Genomic DNA, 14,958 nt, shown 5'->3' on the forward strand with positions numbered 1-14,958 from the left:
GGTTGAATGAAGTTTCAGAAACGCCGTTCTGTTATCGAAGCCACGCAGTGGTTCGCGCCCGGAGACCATCCCGCCGTCGAGGAACGGAATGGCGCCTGGTCGGTCGCCACGCCGGAAGGGTGGCACACCGTGCAGGTGGGCGACTGGATCATCACTTCGTCCGAGGGCGAAGTGTTTTGCATGTCGGACGCGCTATTCGTCGATCGTTACGAGCCGCTCGTCGAGCGCTAGTGAGCGGGTTCGAGCACGGCCGTCACCCCGGCGGTCATCCCTCGTCGCCGCCCGCGACCGGCAACACCGTGCCGGTGATATAGCTGGCCTCGTCGGACGCGAGGAACAGAATCGGTCCCACCTGCTCGTCGATGCTGCCGTAGCGCTTGAAGAACGTCGACTCCGTGACCTGTTCGACCGCTTCGCCCATCCACGCTTTTTCCTGCTCGCTGTCGCCGGCTGCATTACGCGGCACGCGTCGCGCGGGCGCCTCGGTGCCGCCCGGGGCGGTCGCGACCACGCGGATATGGCGCTGCGCATATTCCATCGCGAGCGACTGGGTGATCGCGTTGACGCCGCCCTTGGCCGCCGAATACGGCACGCGCCGAATGCCGCGCGTCGCATTCGAAGACACATTGACAATAGTCCCGCCGCCTCGCGCCAGCAGATGCGGCAAAACCGCGTGGCACGCATACAGCGTGGGCATCAGCGAGCGGCGGATTTCCGCGTCGATCTGCGCGGGCTCGAACTCGGCGAACGGGCGCATGCGGATCGCGCCGCCCACGCCGTTCACGAGAATGTCGATGCCGCCGAACGTGCGCGCCGCGAAAGCCATCGCCGATGCCGCGCCTTCATACGTCTCCAGATCGGCAACGAAGCCTGCCGTGTCCGCGCCTTTCGCCTCGGCCGCCACGTCGGCGACGAAGCCGGCGCGGTCCACGAACAGCACCTTGCCGCCTTCCGCGGCTGCGCGCAGCGCCACCGCGCGCCCGATGCCTTGCGCCGCGCCGGTGACGACCATCACCTTGCCCGCGAATCGTTGCGTATTCATACGGTCCTCGCGGCTGCGTTGGGCGTGAACTTCTCGTAGTGGAAGCTGTTGGGCGCGACGCCGTTGTCGTCGAAATGCTGGCGCACGGCATCGACCATCGGAGGCGGTCCGCACAGATACACGTCGACGTCGCCGTCATTCAACGCGTCGGCGGGAATGTGCTGCGTGACCCAGCCCTTGCGCGGATGATTCGAATCCGCATCCGCCACGACCGTGCTGTAGCTGAAGTTCGGCAAGCGCGCGAGGTAGGTGTCGATTGCATCGACCTGCACGAGGTCGAGTTCCCGCGTCACGCCGTAGATCAGATGCACGCGCTGCTGCGAATGGGCGCGCGCGAGCACTTCCAGCATCGACAGGAACGGCGCGAGGCCCGTGCCCCCCGCGAGGAACAGCAACGGCCGCTCGACGGCGCGCAGATAGAAGCTGCCGAGCGGTCCTGTCAGTGCCAGCTTGTGGCCGGGCTGCGCGGAATCGAGCCAGGTGCTCATCACGCCGCCGGGAATCCGCTTGATCAGAAAACTGACTTTCGATTCGCCCGGCGCGGAAGAAAACGAATACGAACGATGCTGGCCGCTGCCCGGAACATCGATATTCACGTATTGACCCGCGAGGAATACGGGCGCGTTGGCATCCACGTGGAGTTCGAGCACGACGGCAGCGTCGTTGTGCGGCTCGACTTTCGACACCGTCGCGGCGAACGCGCTGTGCGCCGTCTTGCACGCCGTGGACGACGCCGGAACCGCGATCACGCAATCGCTTTGCGGCACCATCTGGCAGGTGAGCACGAGCCCGCTGTCTTTCTCGCCGTCGCTGAGCGCGTCTTCGATATAGTCGTCGCCGAGATCGTAAGCGCCGCTTTCGGCGCGGCACTTGCAGGTGCCGCAGACGCCGTCGGAGCAATCCATCGGCAGATTGATCTTCGCGCGAAAGGCTGCATCGAGCACTTTCTCGCCGGCTTTGCATTCCACAAAGCGAGTCACGCCGTCTTCGAAATTCAGCGCAATGTTGTAGCTGGACATGTTGCCTCCTGGTGTTCCAGTCTCGTCGCGGTACACGGCGTCAAACGTGGTAGATGTCGAGTACCTGACGGATGTAGTCGTTCTTCAGCACAATCTTCTTGCGAGCGATCAGCAACGCGTCGCCCGCCTGGCGCAACGTGACGAACATCGTGCCGAAATAATGGTCGGTGACGCGGTAGCGGTGACTGAGCGTGTCGAAGTTGTAGCGCACGTCCACTTCGCTGTCGCGCTCGCCCAGCACTTCCACATTGATGACGTTGTGGCTCGTGCGCGGCTCGGGCATCGAGGCGCCGCTGCGTTCGGTCTTGATACGGAACACGCGATCTTCGAGGCCGCCGCGGTCCGGGTAATACATCAGGGAGATCTGGCTCTGCGGGTCGTCGGTGAGCTGGTCGTCGTCGTCCCACGCGGGCATCCAGTACGTCACGTCGTCCGCATAACAGGCGAGCCACTCGTCCCAGTTGCGGTCGTCGAGCAGACGCGCCTCGCGATACAGGGCAGCGCAGATGGTCGGGTAGTCGAAGCTCATGACAGCGCCTCCGCCTGTTCCTTCTTCAGCGCGTCGCGCATCACGTTCACCCAGTATTCGTGCTGGCATACGAAGAGACCTTCGTCTTCGCTGCGCTCGCCGGAAATGCGTGGCATCAGGCCCATGCGCTTCGCGTTTTCGTCGGGACCGTCGACCCACAACGGCGCGCCGCGCGAGAGGTCGTTCCATAACGCCGTCGTGCCGGCATAGCCAGCCTGACAGGCGCGGAATTCTTCGAGATCGTCGGCGGTGCCCATGCCCGAGACGTTGAAGAAATCCTCGTATTGGCGAATGCGGTTGGCGCGATCGGCTGCGCTCTCGCCCTTCGGCGCAAAGCAGAAAATGCTGACTTCGGTTTTATCCACGCCAAGCGGCCGTATCACGCGAATCTGCGTGCTGAACTGGTCCATCAGAAATACGTTCGGATACAGGCACAGATTGCGCGTCTGATTGACGATGAAGTCCGCGTTGACTTCGCCCACGCGTGCCTTGATCTCTTCGCGGTACTGATAGACCGGGCGAACGTCCGGGTTCATCGTGTTGGTCCACAGCAGGATGTGGCCGTGGTCGAATCCGTATACGCCGGCGACCGATTTGCTCCAGCCGTTCGCGTCCACTGCCTTGGTGCCGTCCACCTTGCGGCGGTCCATCGTGGCGGCGTAATTCCAGTGCACGGTGCTGACGTGATAGCCGTCGCAGCCGTTTTCCATCTGCATCTTCCAGTTGCCGTCGTAGATATACGAGGAGTTGCCGCGCAGCACTTCGAGTCCGTTCGCGGCCTGATCGACGATCTGATCGATCACGACGCGCGTCTCGCCGAGATAATCCGCAAGCGGCATGACGTCGGCATTGAGGCTACCGAACAGGAAGCCGCGATAGCTCTCGAAGCGCGCAACCTTCTTCAGGTCATGCGAGCCGTGCGTGTTGAATTGCACTGGATATTCAGTGGTTTTCGCATCCTTCACCTTCAGCAGCTTGCCGGTGTTGGAAAAACTCCAGCCATGGAACGGGCACGTGAATGTGCCTTTGTTGCCGTGCTTGCGGCGGCACAGCATCGCGCCCTTGTGCGCGCAGGCGTTGATGACCGCGTGCAGCTCGCCGCTTTTGTCGCGAGTGACCACCACCGGCTGGCGGCCGATCCACGTCGTGTAGTAATCATTGTTCTCGGGAATCTGGCTTTCGTGCGCGAGGTACACCCAGTTGCTTTCGAAGATGTGCTTCATCTCCAGTTCGAACAGATCGGCGTTCGTGAAGATGTCGCGGCGGCAACGGAAAATGCCGGTTTCCTTGTCGTCCTGGACGGCGGTGTGCAGCAGTTCATCGAGCTGCGCGGCTTTATCGATAATGGCGGACATGTGTGCTCTCCCCATGCGGCGCCAGGCCATGGCGCTGCATTGGTGTCGAATGAATCTGGCGGGAAATCAGGCGGCGGCTGTGTGATTAAACTGCCGCCGCATGCGGGGCATTACGCTGCGGCTGACACGCGCGGGCGGTGAACGATCTGGTTGTCCTTGCCCTGAACCAGCGGAGTCAACTCGATGTTGAACTCGATTTCCTGATAGGCATCGGTCTTCATGCCCAGCGCCGCGCCGCCGGTCTTTGCCACCACATGCGGAATCAGATCCTCGCGCGTGGCGTAGGCGAAGTCGTCCCAGATCAATGGGTCGCCTTCGATGTTGATCTGCGTGGTCAGCTTGCGATGCTGACCGGACGTGACGAAGAAGTGCACGTGCGCGGGGCGGTTGCCATGGCGGGCGAGCGTGTCGAGCAACTGCTGCGTCGCGCCCTGCGGCGGGCAGCCGTAGCCCACCGGCATGAGCGTGCGAAATTCGTATTTGCCGTCCGCGCCGGTATTCACCGCGCCGCGCAGATTGAATTCGCTTTGCGCGCCGGTCGGGTCGAAGTGCGAATAGAAGCCCTTCGAATTGGCGTGCCAGCATTCCACCAGCGCGCCTTCCACGGGCTTGCCATCCGGCCCGGTCACGGTGCCGCGAATCACGAGCGGACCGGCTTGCGCGTCGGGATTCACGTCGATCTTCGACACGCCGTCGCGCACCGGCGCACCGGCCACATACAGCGGACCTTCGATGGTGCGCGGCGTGCCGCCGTGAATGTCGGCCTCCCTGTCCTCGGCGTCCATGCGAATGTCGAGATACTTCTCGAGACCGAGGCCCGCGGCGAGCAACGCTGCTTCGCCATCCTGACCAAGTTTGTTGAAGTAGTGGACGCCGGCCCAGATTTCGTCGGGCGTGATGTCGAGCTCGTCGATGGCTCTAAACAGGTCGCTCAACAGGCGCTGCACGATCTGCTTCGCGCGAGCGTTGCCGTCCTGGCTCGCGACGTTCGTGGCCGCTTTCAGCAGGTCCTGGACTTCCTTCGTATCGAACACCTTGACGCTCATGTCTGCTCCTCAATCTCTCAACTATTGGCGGGGTTTACCCTCGATTCGGCACTGGGTTGAATATGTCTGGAAGGTATAATGTGGTGCTGAAACAGAGTGTGAATGCAGAATAATGGACACCTCAAAGGCCCGTCCAACACTGATTTAGTATTGGTCTATATCGCGGAGGTATTGAAATGGAGCTGCGGCACCTTCGTTATTTCGTCGCGGTGGCCGAGGAGCGCAATTTCACGCGCGCCGCGCAACGTCTGAACATTGCGCAGCCGCCGTTGAGCCGTCAGATACAGCAACTCGAAGACAATCTCGGCGTGCAACTGCTTGAGCGCAACTCGCGGCCGCTCAAGCTGACCGAGACGGGCAAGTTCTTTTATTCGCATGCCGCGCAGCTGCTCGCGCAAACTGCCGACCTCGAATCCATGACGCGGCGCGTGGGCAATATCGAGCGCAGTCTCTCGGTCGGATTCGTGGGCTCCACGTTGTATGGAATGCTGCCGAAAATCATCCGGCGCTTTCGCGACGAAAACGCCACCGTCGAATTGAGTCTTCACGAGATGTCGACAATGGACCAGATCAGAGCGCTGAAAGACGGCCGCATCGATGTCGGCTTCGGCCGGATTCGGCACGAAGACGCGAACATCCGGCGCGTGATTCTTCGCGAGGAGAAGATGATCGTCGCGCTGCCGGACGGCCATCCGCTTTCACTCGACAAACCCGTGCTCGCGCTGAGCGACCTGGTGAACGAGACGCTGATCATTTTCCCGAAAGCGCCGCGCCCCAGTTACGCGGACCAGGTCCTCGCGGCCTTTCATGATCGCGCGCTCAAACCGCGGCGGATCTACGAAGTGAGGGAATTGCAGATCGCGCTCGGTCTCGTCGCGGCGGGCGAAGGCATTTCCGTCGTGCCGAGCAGCGTGTATGGCCTGAAGCGCGACGACGTCAGCTACAAGGAACTCGACGACCCAACGCTCGTCTCGCCGATCATCATGAGCATGCGTTCGCTCGACGAATCGCGTGACATTCGTGAAATGCTCGAACTTATCTACCGGCTGTACGAGGAAGAACAGATACCGCATGGGGCGCCCGCCGAGCGGGCGGAGTGACGGATGGTTTAGCCTGGGCTATACCTCGGTGGTATGGCACTAGACGTCGATGGTCTTGGACAGGCGAGTGTGAGGCGCGCAATACTTGGGCAACCCCTCCACTTTGTCATTCCAGGTATGAACGCCCACATCACCTCCGTCGAAGCGATTCTGGTTGATCTCCCCACCATTCGCGCGCATCAGCTCGCCATGGCGACGATGCGCCAGCAAACTCTCGTGATCGTTCGTCTGCATTCGAGCGATGGCATCGAGGGCATTGGCGAAGCCACCACGATTGGCGGTCTGTCGTACGGCGACGAAAGTCCCGAAGGCATCAAGCTGACCATCGACACCTATCTGGCGCCCGCGCTCATCGGCCACGATGCAACGCAGATCAACAGCGCGATGCTCAAGCTCAACAAGGTCGCGCGCGGCAACCGTTTCGCCAAGTGCGCGATCGAAACGGCCTTGCTGGACGCGCAAGGCAAGCGCCTCGGCGTGTCCGTCGCGACGCTGCTGGGCGGCGCGGTGCGCAAAACCCTTCCGGTGCTTTGGACCCTCGCGAGCGGCGACACGCAACGCGACATCGAAGAAGCGGAAATGCTGCTCGCCGAACGCCGCCACCATACATTCAAGCTCAAGATCGGGCGGCGCGGCGTCCGCGACGACGTGGCGCACGTGTCGGCCATCAAGGCCGCGCTCGGCGATCGCGCGAAGGTGACGGTGGACGTGAATCAGGCCTGGAACGAGGTCGATGCGGCCTTCGGCATCGAAGCGCTCGAGGCCGCCGGTATCGACCTGATCGAACAACCCACGCCGCGCGAGCAGCGCGGGGCGCTCGCGAGGCTGGCGGCGCGCTTCACGGTGCCGATCATGGCTGATGAAGCCGTGACCGGACCGGAAGACGCACTCGAGCTCGTGCGCGACGCGTGCGCGGACGTGTTCGCATTGAAGATCGCCAAGTCGGGCGGAATCTACGGCATGTTGCGCACCGCCGCGATTGCCGATGCGGCCGGCGTGTCCCTGTATGGCGGCACGATGCTGGAGGGCAGCATTGGCTCGGTTGCATCGGCGCACGGTTTCAGCGCGCTTCCTCAACTTGCCTGGGGCACCGAACTATTCGGCCCGCTGCTGTTGAAAGACGACATCGTCACAGCGCGCCCGCAATATCGCGACTTCGATCTTCATGTGCCGGAAGGCCCGGGCCTGGGTCTTCATATCGACGAGGACAAGCTCGCGTTCTACCGCCGCGACAAGAATGCGTGAGCGCGTTCAACCCAAAATCAATCTGGAGAGAAGACATGCTGTATCTGGTGAGAATGGACGTGCGCCTGCCGCACGACATGCCGGCTGCTCAGGCCGACGAAATCAAGGCGCGCGAAAAGGCTTACGCGCAGGAACTGCAACGGCAAGGCAAGTGGCAGCAACTGCATCGCGTGGTCGGCGAGTATGCGAACTACAGCGTGTTCGACGTGGACTCGCACGATGAATTGCACACCATGCTGTCGGCCTTGCCACTCTTTCCGTATATGACGATGCAGGTGACGGCGCTCGCGCGGCATCCGTCTTCCATTCGCTGACGGCGGCTCCGGCGTGTGGCGCGATGTTACCGGAAGTTGTCGATATGGCCACTGTCGTGGATCGTCTCGAACTTCCATAATCGGTTCCATCCCAACACGCGAAGGAGCCACACGATGTCGGAAGTGTCCGCCGTTCCCGCCGCCGCAAGCGCCGCTGCGCTCGCGCATTTCAGCGCGTCGCTTGCCTTTGAAACCGACTGCGCCGATGTGCGTGCCGCCTTTGCACGCGGTGCGCACGCCGTCGACTTCGTGCTGCTCGATGTCCGCAGCCCCGCATTGTTCGCAAGCGGTCATGTGCCCGGCGCGGTGAATTTGCCGCATGGCAAGATCGTCGCGTCGAAACTCGCCGGATACGCGCCCGGCACCTTGTTCGTCACCTACTGCGCGGGGCCGCATTGCAACGGCGCGACGCGTGGGGCCATGCGGCTGGCGGAATTGGGCCGCCCCGTGAAAGTCATGATCGGCGGCGTGACCGGCTGGCTCGACGAGGGCTTCGAGCTGAGCGCCGCCGCGCCCGCGTGAAGAGGCGCATCGAAGAAACAAGCCGGGCGGTAAGATTACGCCATGCACAATCATCTTGTCGTCGCGCTGGCCTATGACCGGCTCTGCACTTTCGAATTCGGCTGCGTGACCGAGGTGTTCGCGCTCGAGCGCCCCGAACTCGACGTGAACTGGTATCGCTTCGCCGTGTGCGCGGCCGAAGCCGGGCCGATTCGCGCGGCGGGCGGCATCACGCTTGCTGCGCCGTACACGCTCAGATTGCTGGATCGCGCGAACACCATCGTGATTCCCGGCTGGCGCGATGCCGACGAAGTCCCGCCCGAACCGCTGCTCAAAAAAATTCGCGCCGCGTACCGGCGCGGCGCGCGCCTGTGCTCGATCTGCTCGGGCGTCTTCGTGCTGGCGGCGGCGGGCGTGCTCGACGGCAAAACAGTCACCACGCACTGGCGCTATGCGGCGAAATTGCAGGAAAGGTATCCGCATCTGCATGTGCAGCCCGACGCGCTCTATGTCGATGAGCAGCAGATCATCACGTCTGCGGGATCGGCGGCGGGACTCGACATGCTGCTGCACCTCGTGCGCCGCGATCATGGCCGCGCCGTCGCGAACCGGGTCGCGCAGCGGCTCGTGGTGCCGCCGCATCGCGAGGGCGGTCAGGCGCAATTCGTGCCGCGTCCCATGCCGCACGACGACAGCGGACGCCTCGCGCGGCTGATGGACTGGGCGCGCCGTCATCCCGCGTTGCCGCACACCTTGCGCTCGCTCGCGGATCGCGCGTCCATGAGCACGCGCACCTTGCAGCGGCAGTTTCATGATGCGACCGGCATGGCGCCCTACGAATGGCTCGTGCGCGAGCGCGTGGCCATTGCGCGCGAGCTGCTCGAAGCGCCGGCCACGTTGTCGATGGCGCGCGTCGCGGAACTCGCCGGCTTCGGCTCGGAAGAATCGCTGCGGCGGCATTTCAGGCGCATCGCCTTGACGAGCCCCGGCGCTTATCGCAAGAAGTTCGGCGCACAGGCGAGTTGAGTGCAAACGGGTTTTAACGCGCGGGTTTCAACGCGTGCAAAAAGGACATACATGATCGATCTTGCGCAAACCATTGCCCGCTTCAACGCAGGCCGCGATCCCGAACGTCTCGTCATGAAATACAGGGCGATGCGCACGTCGCCGTTCGTGTTCCTGCGCGGCACCTGTCATTTGTTTTACGAACGGCTGCCGCAAGCCACGCTATTCGACAATGCGCCGGCGGTCTGGATTTGCGGCGACATGCATCTGGAGAACTTCGGCAGCTATAAGGCGGACAATCGCCTCATCTATTTCGACAACAACGATTTCGACGAAGCCTGTCTTGCGCCTAATCTGGTCGAACTCGTGCGCTTGCTGACGAGCATGCTGGTCGGCGCGGGCGATCTGAAGTTGAGCCGCGCGCAGGCCCTCGCGCTCTGCCATACGGCGGTGGAGTCGTATGGTGCGGCGCTCGCGTTCGGCAAGGCGCGCTGGACCGAGCGCGAGACGTCGTCGGGCATGGTGCGCGATCTCTTCGATGCCCTGGCAAGCCGCACGCGTGCCGCGCATCTCGACCGGCGCACCACGCTCAAAGGGAAAACCCGCGTGCTCAAGGTGGACGGCAAAAAGGCGCTGCCCGTAAGCGACGAACGGCGCGCCGCGGTCACCCAGTTCATGCAGCAGTTCGCGGCTGGAGAGAGCGATCCGGATTTCTATCGCGTGCTCGACGTCGCGCGGCGCATCGCGGGCACGGGCAGCCTCGGTGTGGATCGCTATGTGATTCTGGTGGAAGGAAAGGGCTCGCCCGACGGCAATTATCTGATCGATCTGAAAGAGGCGCTGCCTTCTTCCGTGGCGCCGCATGTGCAGACGCCGCAGCCGCCATGGCAGACCGAGGCGCAGCGCGTCGTCGAGATTCAGCGGCGCAATCAGGCGGTCTCGCAGGCCTTTCTGCATGCGGTGGAATTCAATCAGCGCTCGTACGTGCTGCGCAGTTTGCAGCCGTCGGAAGATCGTGTTGCGTTGCAGGACTGGAACGGCAAGCTGCCGCGACTCGAAGGGGTGGTCAACAGCATGGCGGAATTGAGTGCATGGGCGCATTTGCGCAGCGGCGGGCGGCAGAAGTCGTCGATTGCGGACGACCTGATCGCGTTCGGCAATCGCAAGGACTGGCAGGTGCCGCTGATCGAACTCGCCACACAATGCGAGGCGCAAGTCGCGGCGGATTGGAAAGCGTATTGCGAGGCCTATGATCGCGGCGAGTTTGCGGCTTAGCGCGCCTTACGGTTTCTCACCGATCCCGGCGTTCGTCTTTCAAATGCGCAATACGTGCAATACATGCAGTACGCGCGAAAACGTTTGCGCGTCCACATTCATGTTCGCGGCGCGCCCTATCGCGGCACTCAGCGCGTTTAGCCCTTATTTGAAGGGCTAAAATGCGCGCCGTCGCCTCGCGTCCGTGTAACAAGCCGCAACAGTGCTTTGCGGTTTCTCCCCATTCAATCTCCTTGCTTATCGCGTAGACTTGTCTGCAATAAAAAATGTTTACGGGGTGCGAGATGTTGGCCATCTTCATCATCGCCTGTCCGATCTGCATTGCGGCGTTGTTCGGTTTCGCCCGCCATGTCGATCCGCTGACAGGCCACTTCAAACGTTGAGTTTGAACGCAGAGCGTTTCGACGGAGCCGGCCAGTGAGTGCCGCTGCTCGCTTGCGGCGGTTGCCGGTCTGTTCGCAGGTCTTGCCTTGAAGGGCCGAATCGCGGCACGATGCACGATAACCTGAGTTTGGGGCGGCATCGTATATGCGAGACTTTCTGGCGAATCTGGCGCGCGTGGGCGTGCTCAAGGGCGTGCTTCCGTTGAACCGCGCCACGGCGGCGCGAGACGCGCTGGCGGGCGCGCAGCTCGCGTCGATGGATATTCCACAGGTGCTCGGCTACGCGCGCATTGCGGGCATGCCGGCGGTCACCGGCCTTTATACCGTCTTTCTGCCGCTCATCGCGTTTGCCTTCTTCGGCGCGTCGCGGGAACTCGTCGTGGCTGCCGATTCCGCCACCGCCACGATCTTCGCGAGCCGTCTTTCGACCATGGCGCCGCCTTCGAGCGCCGAATATGCGTCGCTCGCCGCGATGGTCGCGCTGCTCACGGCCGCATTGCTATTCGTCGCGCGCATTTTCAAACTGGGCTTTCTCGCCGACTTCCTGTCGCGCACGGTGCTGGTCGGCTTTCTCGCGGGCGTCGGCGTGCAAGTGGGCATCGCGATGTTGGGCGACATGCTCGGCGTGCCCGGACACGCGGCGCGCAGCATCGACCAACTCGCTCTGGTCGCGCGCGAATGGGCGCAGCTCAACGTGCCGACGCTTGTGCTTTCCGTACTCGTCGTCGTGGCCGTGCTGTTTTTCAAGCGCTTCTTGCCGCGCTTGCCGTTGCCGCTGATCGCGGTCGTGGCGGGCATCGCCGCGAGCGATCTCTACGGGTTGGCCGCGCATGGCGTCGCGGTGCTCGGTCCGGTCGCGGGCGGATTGCCGCCGCTCGCCGTGCCCTCGGTGACATGGCAGCAGATGCTCGATCTCATGCCGGTCGCCGCGTCCTGTTTCGTGATGATCGTCGCGCAGAGCGCCGCCGCGAGCCGCGTGTTTGCCGAGCGCCATCACGAAGCGGCCGACACCAATGCGGACCTCCTCGGCATCGCCGCAGCCAACGCGGCGGCCGCGTTTTCGGGCGCGTTCGTGGTCAACGGCAGTCCCACGCAAACGGCAATGGCCGATCGCGCGGGCACGAGCAGCCAGTTCGCGCAGCTCGTGTTCGCAGCCGTGGTGGTCGTGGTGCTGCTTTTTTTCAGCCGCTTTTTGCAGTATCTGCCGCGCTGCATTCTCGCGAGCATTGTGTTTACCATCGCAATCGGACTGATCGACCTGAAGACCTTGTTCGCGATGCGCCGCGAAAGTCCGGGTGAATTCACGCTCGCCGTGTTCACCGCCGCGGCCGTGGTGCTGATCGGCGTCGAGCACGGTATTCTGGTGGCGGTCGCATTGTCGTTGCTGCGCCACGTGCGCCACAGCTACCGTCCTCATACGATGATCCTCGCGCCCGACGATCACGGCATCTGGGTGCCGGTGCCCGCGTTGCCGGGCACGCAAACCGCGCCGGGGCTGATCGTTTACCGCTTCGGCGCCGATCTGTTCTACGCGAACGACCACTTTTTTGCCGACGATACGCGCCGCCTGATCGATGGCGCGCCGAGTCCGGTGCGCTGGTTCGTGATCGATGCGAGCGCAATTACCGACCTCGATTATTCGGCCTCGCGTTCGGTGGGCGATTTGTGCGGCATGCTCAAACGCAGCGGAATTGAAGTGATTTTCGCGCGCGTGAACCGCTATTTGCGCTCCGATATGGACCGGCACGGCATCACGCCGCTGATCGGCGCGAGCTGTATTTTCGGCACTTTGCACGAAGCGCTGCGCGCGGCCGGTGTCGATCAGCCCGCCGCGAATTGAAGCAGCGGGTCTAGGTTTTCGACGTCAGCAACTTGAAGCCCGCAATGCCGAACATGATGGCGAGCGAACCGTCGAGCCAGCGCCGCACGGCCAGATAGACACGCCGCGCGGACGCCGTGGAAAACAGCAGCGCATAGCTGCTGAACACCGACACGCCGATGCACATGCAGCCGAGCACGACGGGCGCGACATGCGACGCGCTGCCTGCGTTCGACATGGCGAGCGAAACGATCGACATCCACACCAGAATGGCTTTCGGATTCGTAAGATGCAGCAGCAGGCCGCGCAAGTAGAGCCGCTTGAGCGGCTCGTCCCGGCGCGCGTTGCCCGCCGGCAGCTCGCGCGGCGAAAACGCGGAGCGCGCCGATTTGAAGCCGAGCCACAGCAGATAAAGACCGCCGGCAATCTTGATGGCGAAGAGGCACTGCGAGTAAGCGGCGAGCACCGCCGACAAACCCAGCGAAGCCAGCAGCGCCCAGAAGAACGATCCGGACACCACGCCCAGCGCGAACGTGAGCGCCGAGCGGCGGCCCGCGCTCATCGCGAGCGACATGATCGCCAGATTGCTGGGACCGGGGCTTGCCGTGCCGACGAAGTAGGCGCTGTAGGCGATCAGGACATCGGCGGTAAGGAAGGGGGCGGCGGTCATGGGTCGAGCCTCGGGGCGGGCAAGCGGAACGTCGATTGTGCGCGCCGCTCGCCCGGTCGCACAGATACAGTTGAGCGGGCGTCGATCGGCACAATTGACCCTACGTGCCGCGTTTTATTCGCTGGCCGCGGTTTCGATGCAATCGGCCAGCGCGCCGGCCACCGCCTGCCGGCTATGCCGCGGACGCTGCACGAGGCCGATCTCGCGATGAAACGTCGCGTCTTCCAGCGAAAACGCGGCGACGCCCGCGGGCCATTTGCCGAGACCCGCCGTGTCCGGAATCAGCGCGACGCCGATGCCGCGCGCGACCAGTTGCGCGATTGCCTGCAATTCGTCGAGTTCCAGCACGTCCTGCACATTGAGCCGCGAGCGCCGCAGAAAACGGTCGACCAGGCGGCCGCCGAACGAGGTGCGGTCGTAGCGGATAAACGGCTCGCTCTTCAGCAGTTCGCGCCATGAACGCTTGCCGCGCGCGAGCGCTTTGGGCACGAGCAGCACGAACGGTTCGGTCACGAGCGTGCGCCATTCCAGTTCCGAGGGCAGAGCGAACGGCGGCTTGATGATGACGGCGAGATCGAGTTCGCCGGAGTCGACCTGTCCGAGCAGATTGAGCGAGACGCCCGGCACCACGCGAATTCGCCAGCCTGGGCGGTCCTCGCGAAAGCGCGCCAATGCGTCCGCGAGAAACGACACTTGCGCCGATGCAATCGCGCCCACGCGCAGCATGCCGCTTTCCGCCGCCACCGCGCCGCGCTCGGAGAGGCGCGCGTAGAGCGCCATGATTTCCTCGGCGAGCGCGAGTGTTTCTCGCCCCGCGTCGTTCAGCGTGGCGGAGCGCCCCGTGCGGTCGAAAAGCGCGAAGCCGAGTTCCTCTTCGAGCCGCTGCATCTGCGCGCTGACAGCGGATTGGGTCAGGCCGATGCGAGCGCCCGCGCCGGAAAAAGTGCCGTACCGGCTAACGGAAATAAAAGTCTTCAGCTCGCTGAGCATGGTTTTTATCAATCGATTCTGGTGATGGTCAGCTCAAATATATATCGTTTTCCACCATTTTTGCTTATGGTTAAACTGCCAGTGAATCTGCATTAGCGCTGCCAGCCAAGCCAGCATTCGCAAGTCCGCCTGGCCAGTCCATCACCCACCGCGAGTCCCTACATCATGAGCGTTGCCGAAACCGTCTTGCCGCCGTTCCATCTGGCGTTTCCCGTCCATAACCTCGCTGCGGCGCGGGAATTTTATGGCGAATTGCTCGGCTGCCCCGAAGGACGCAGCTCGGATCAGTGGATCGATTTCAACTTTTACGGGCATCAGATCGTCGCCCATCTCGCGCCGGAAGAAGTCGGGCACCGTCAGACCAGCAAGGTCGACGGTCACGCCGTGCCGGTGCGCCACTTCGGCGCGGTGCTTTCCATGGAGCAATGGCAGGCTGCGGCGGACAGGCTGAAGAAGGCGGGCCTCGACTTCATCATCGAACCGCATGTGCGTTTCAAGGGCGAAGTCGGCGAACAGGCCACGATGTTCTTCCTCGACCCGTCGGGCAATGCGCTCGAATTCAAGGCATTTGCCGATATGTCGTCGCTGTTTGCGAAGTAAAGGCGCGAAAAAGCGTAGGCAAATTGAAATAAAAAGGGCGACTGGCCGCGCCGGACGCCCGCCAC

The 14,958-nt window shown here is 63.0% G+C and carries 16 protein-coding genes; 9 read left to right on the plus strand and 7 right to left on the minus strand.

The window, feature by feature from the left end; genetic code table 11:
* Window positions 1-6: 6 nt before the first annotated feature.
* Window positions 7-231 (plus strand): hypothetical protein, encoded by a 225-nt coding sequence (locus VOM14_RS21945; RefSeq protein ID WP_327630844.1) that lies wholly within the window; start codon window positions 7-9, stop codon window positions 229-231.
* 34 nt (window positions 232-265) lie between these two features.
* Here the strand turns inward: VOM14_RS21945 and benD are convergent, their stop codons facing one another.
* From benD to catA, 5 genes are all read right to left on the minus strand, one after another.
* Window positions 266-1,042 carry a benzoate diol dehydrogenase BenD gene (gene benD, locus VOM14_RS21950; RefSeq protein WP_327630845.1) on the minus strand — a complete coding sequence of 259 codons (777 nt, stop codon included), beginning with the start codon at window positions 1,040-1,042 and terminating at the stop codon, window positions 266-268.
* Window positions 1,039-2,061 (minus strand): benzoate 1,2-dioxygenase electron transfer component BenC, encoded by a 1,023-nt coding sequence (gene benC / locus VOM14_RS21955; protein WP_327630846.1) that lies wholly within the window; start codon window positions 2,059-2,061, stop codon window positions 1,039-1,041. Before benC ends, benD begins: the two co-directional genes overlap by 4 nt.
* A gap of 40 nt (window positions 2,062-2,101) precedes the next feature.
* Window positions 2,102-2,590 (minus strand): benzoate 1,2-dioxygenase small subunit, encoded by a 489-nt coding sequence (benB, locus tag VOM14_RS21960; protein ID WP_327630847.1) that lies wholly within the window; start codon window positions 2,588-2,590, stop codon window positions 2,102-2,104.
* Window positions 2,587-3,945, minus strand: a complete 1,359-nt coding sequence (locus tag VOM14_RS21965) for a Rieske 2Fe-2S domain-containing protein (protein ID WP_327630848.1) — start codon at window positions 3,943-3,945, stop codon at window positions 2,587-2,589. Before VOM14_RS21965 ends, benB begins: the two co-directional genes overlap by 4 nt.
* A 110-nt stretch (window positions 3,946-4,055) precedes the next feature.
* The gene (gene catA, locus VOM14_RS21970) at window positions 4,056-4,991 is read right to left on the minus strand and encodes a catechol 1,2-dioxygenase (RefSeq protein ID WP_327630849.1); all 936 of its coding nucleotides are present in this window, start codon (window positions 4,989-4,991) and stop codon (window positions 4,056-4,058) included.
* Between the two features lie 176 nt (window positions 4,992-5,167).
* Between catA and VOM14_RS21975 the strand changes: the two genes are divergently transcribed.
* From VOM14_RS21975 to VOM14_RS22005, 7 genes are all read left to right on the plus strand, one after another.
* Window positions 5,168-6,091, plus strand: a complete 924-nt coding sequence (locus tag VOM14_RS21975; RefSeq protein ID WP_327630850.1) for a LysR family transcriptional regulator — start codon at window positions 5,168-5,170, stop codon at window positions 6,089-6,091.
* Between the two features lie 117 nt (window positions 6,092-6,208).
* Window positions 6,209-7,336 carry a muconate/chloromuconate family cycloisomerase gene (locus tag VOM14_RS21980; protein ID WP_327630851.1) on the plus strand — a complete coding sequence of 376 codons (1,128 nt, stop codon included), beginning with the start codon at window positions 6,209-6,211 and terminating at the stop codon, window positions 7,334-7,336.
* 35 nt (window positions 7,337-7,371) lie between these two features.
* Complete coding sequence (catC, locus tag VOM14_RS21985) at window positions 7,372-7,650, plus strand: muconolactone Delta-isomerase (RefSeq protein WP_327630852.1); 279 nt, start codon at window positions 7,372-7,374, stop codon at window positions 7,648-7,650.
* A 114-nt stretch (window positions 7,651-7,764) separates the two neighbouring features.
* A complete protein-coding gene (locus VOM14_RS21990; protein ID WP_327630853.1) occupies window positions 7,765-8,172 on the plus strand; it encodes a rhodanese-like domain-containing protein in 408 nt (135 codons plus the stop codon).
* Between the two features lie 42 nt (window positions 8,173-8,214).
* Complete coding sequence (ftrA, locus tag VOM14_RS21995) at window positions 8,215-9,177, plus strand: transcriptional regulator FtrA (protein ID WP_327630854.1); 963 nt, start codon at window positions 8,215-8,217, stop codon at window positions 9,175-9,177.
* Window positions 9,178-9,228: 51 nt separating this feature from the next.
* Window positions 9,229-10,431: a DUF2252 domain-containing protein gene (locus VOM14_RS22000; RefSeq protein WP_327630855.1), complete on the plus strand. Its 1,203-nt coding sequence runs from the start codon at window positions 9,229-9,231 to the stop codon at window positions 10,429-10,431.
* 528 nt (window positions 10,432-10,959) lie between these two features.
* Window positions 10,960-12,654: a SulP family inorganic anion transporter gene (locus VOM14_RS22005; protein ID WP_327630856.1), complete on the plus strand. Its 1,695-nt coding sequence runs from the start codon at window positions 10,960-10,962 to the stop codon at window positions 12,652-12,654.
* 10 nt (window positions 12,655-12,664) lie between these two features.
* Here the strand turns inward: VOM14_RS22005 and VOM14_RS22010 are convergent, their stop codons facing one another.
* Both VOM14_RS22010 and VOM14_RS22015 read right to left on the minus strand, forming a co-directional pair.
* Window positions 12,665-13,303, minus strand: coding sequence for a LysE family translocator (locus tag VOM14_RS22010; RefSeq protein ID WP_327630857.1), 639 nt, complete (start codon window positions 13,301-13,303; stop codon window positions 12,665-12,667).
* Between the two features lie 114 nt (window positions 13,304-13,417).
* Window positions 13,418-14,293 (minus strand): LysR family transcriptional regulator, encoded by an 876-nt coding sequence (locus tag VOM14_RS22015; RefSeq protein ID WP_327630858.1) that lies wholly within the window; start codon window positions 14,291-14,293, stop codon window positions 13,418-13,420.
* Between the two features lie 165 nt (window positions 14,294-14,458).
* On the opposite strand from VOM14_RS22015, the gene VOM14_RS22020 reads away from it, so the two are divergent.
* On the plus strand, window positions 14,459-14,893 hold the full coding sequence (locus VOM14_RS22020) for a VOC family protein (RefSeq protein ID WP_327630859.1): 435 nt from the start codon (window positions 14,459-14,461) through the stop codon (window positions 14,891-14,893).
* The last annotated feature ends 65 nt before the right edge of the window (window positions 14,894-14,958 follow it).

This window comes from Paraburkholderia sp. MPAMCS5 (assembly GCF_036016995.1).
Classification (GTDB): Bacteria; Pseudomonadota; Gammaproteobacteria; order Burkholderiales; family Burkholderiaceae; genus Paraburkholderia.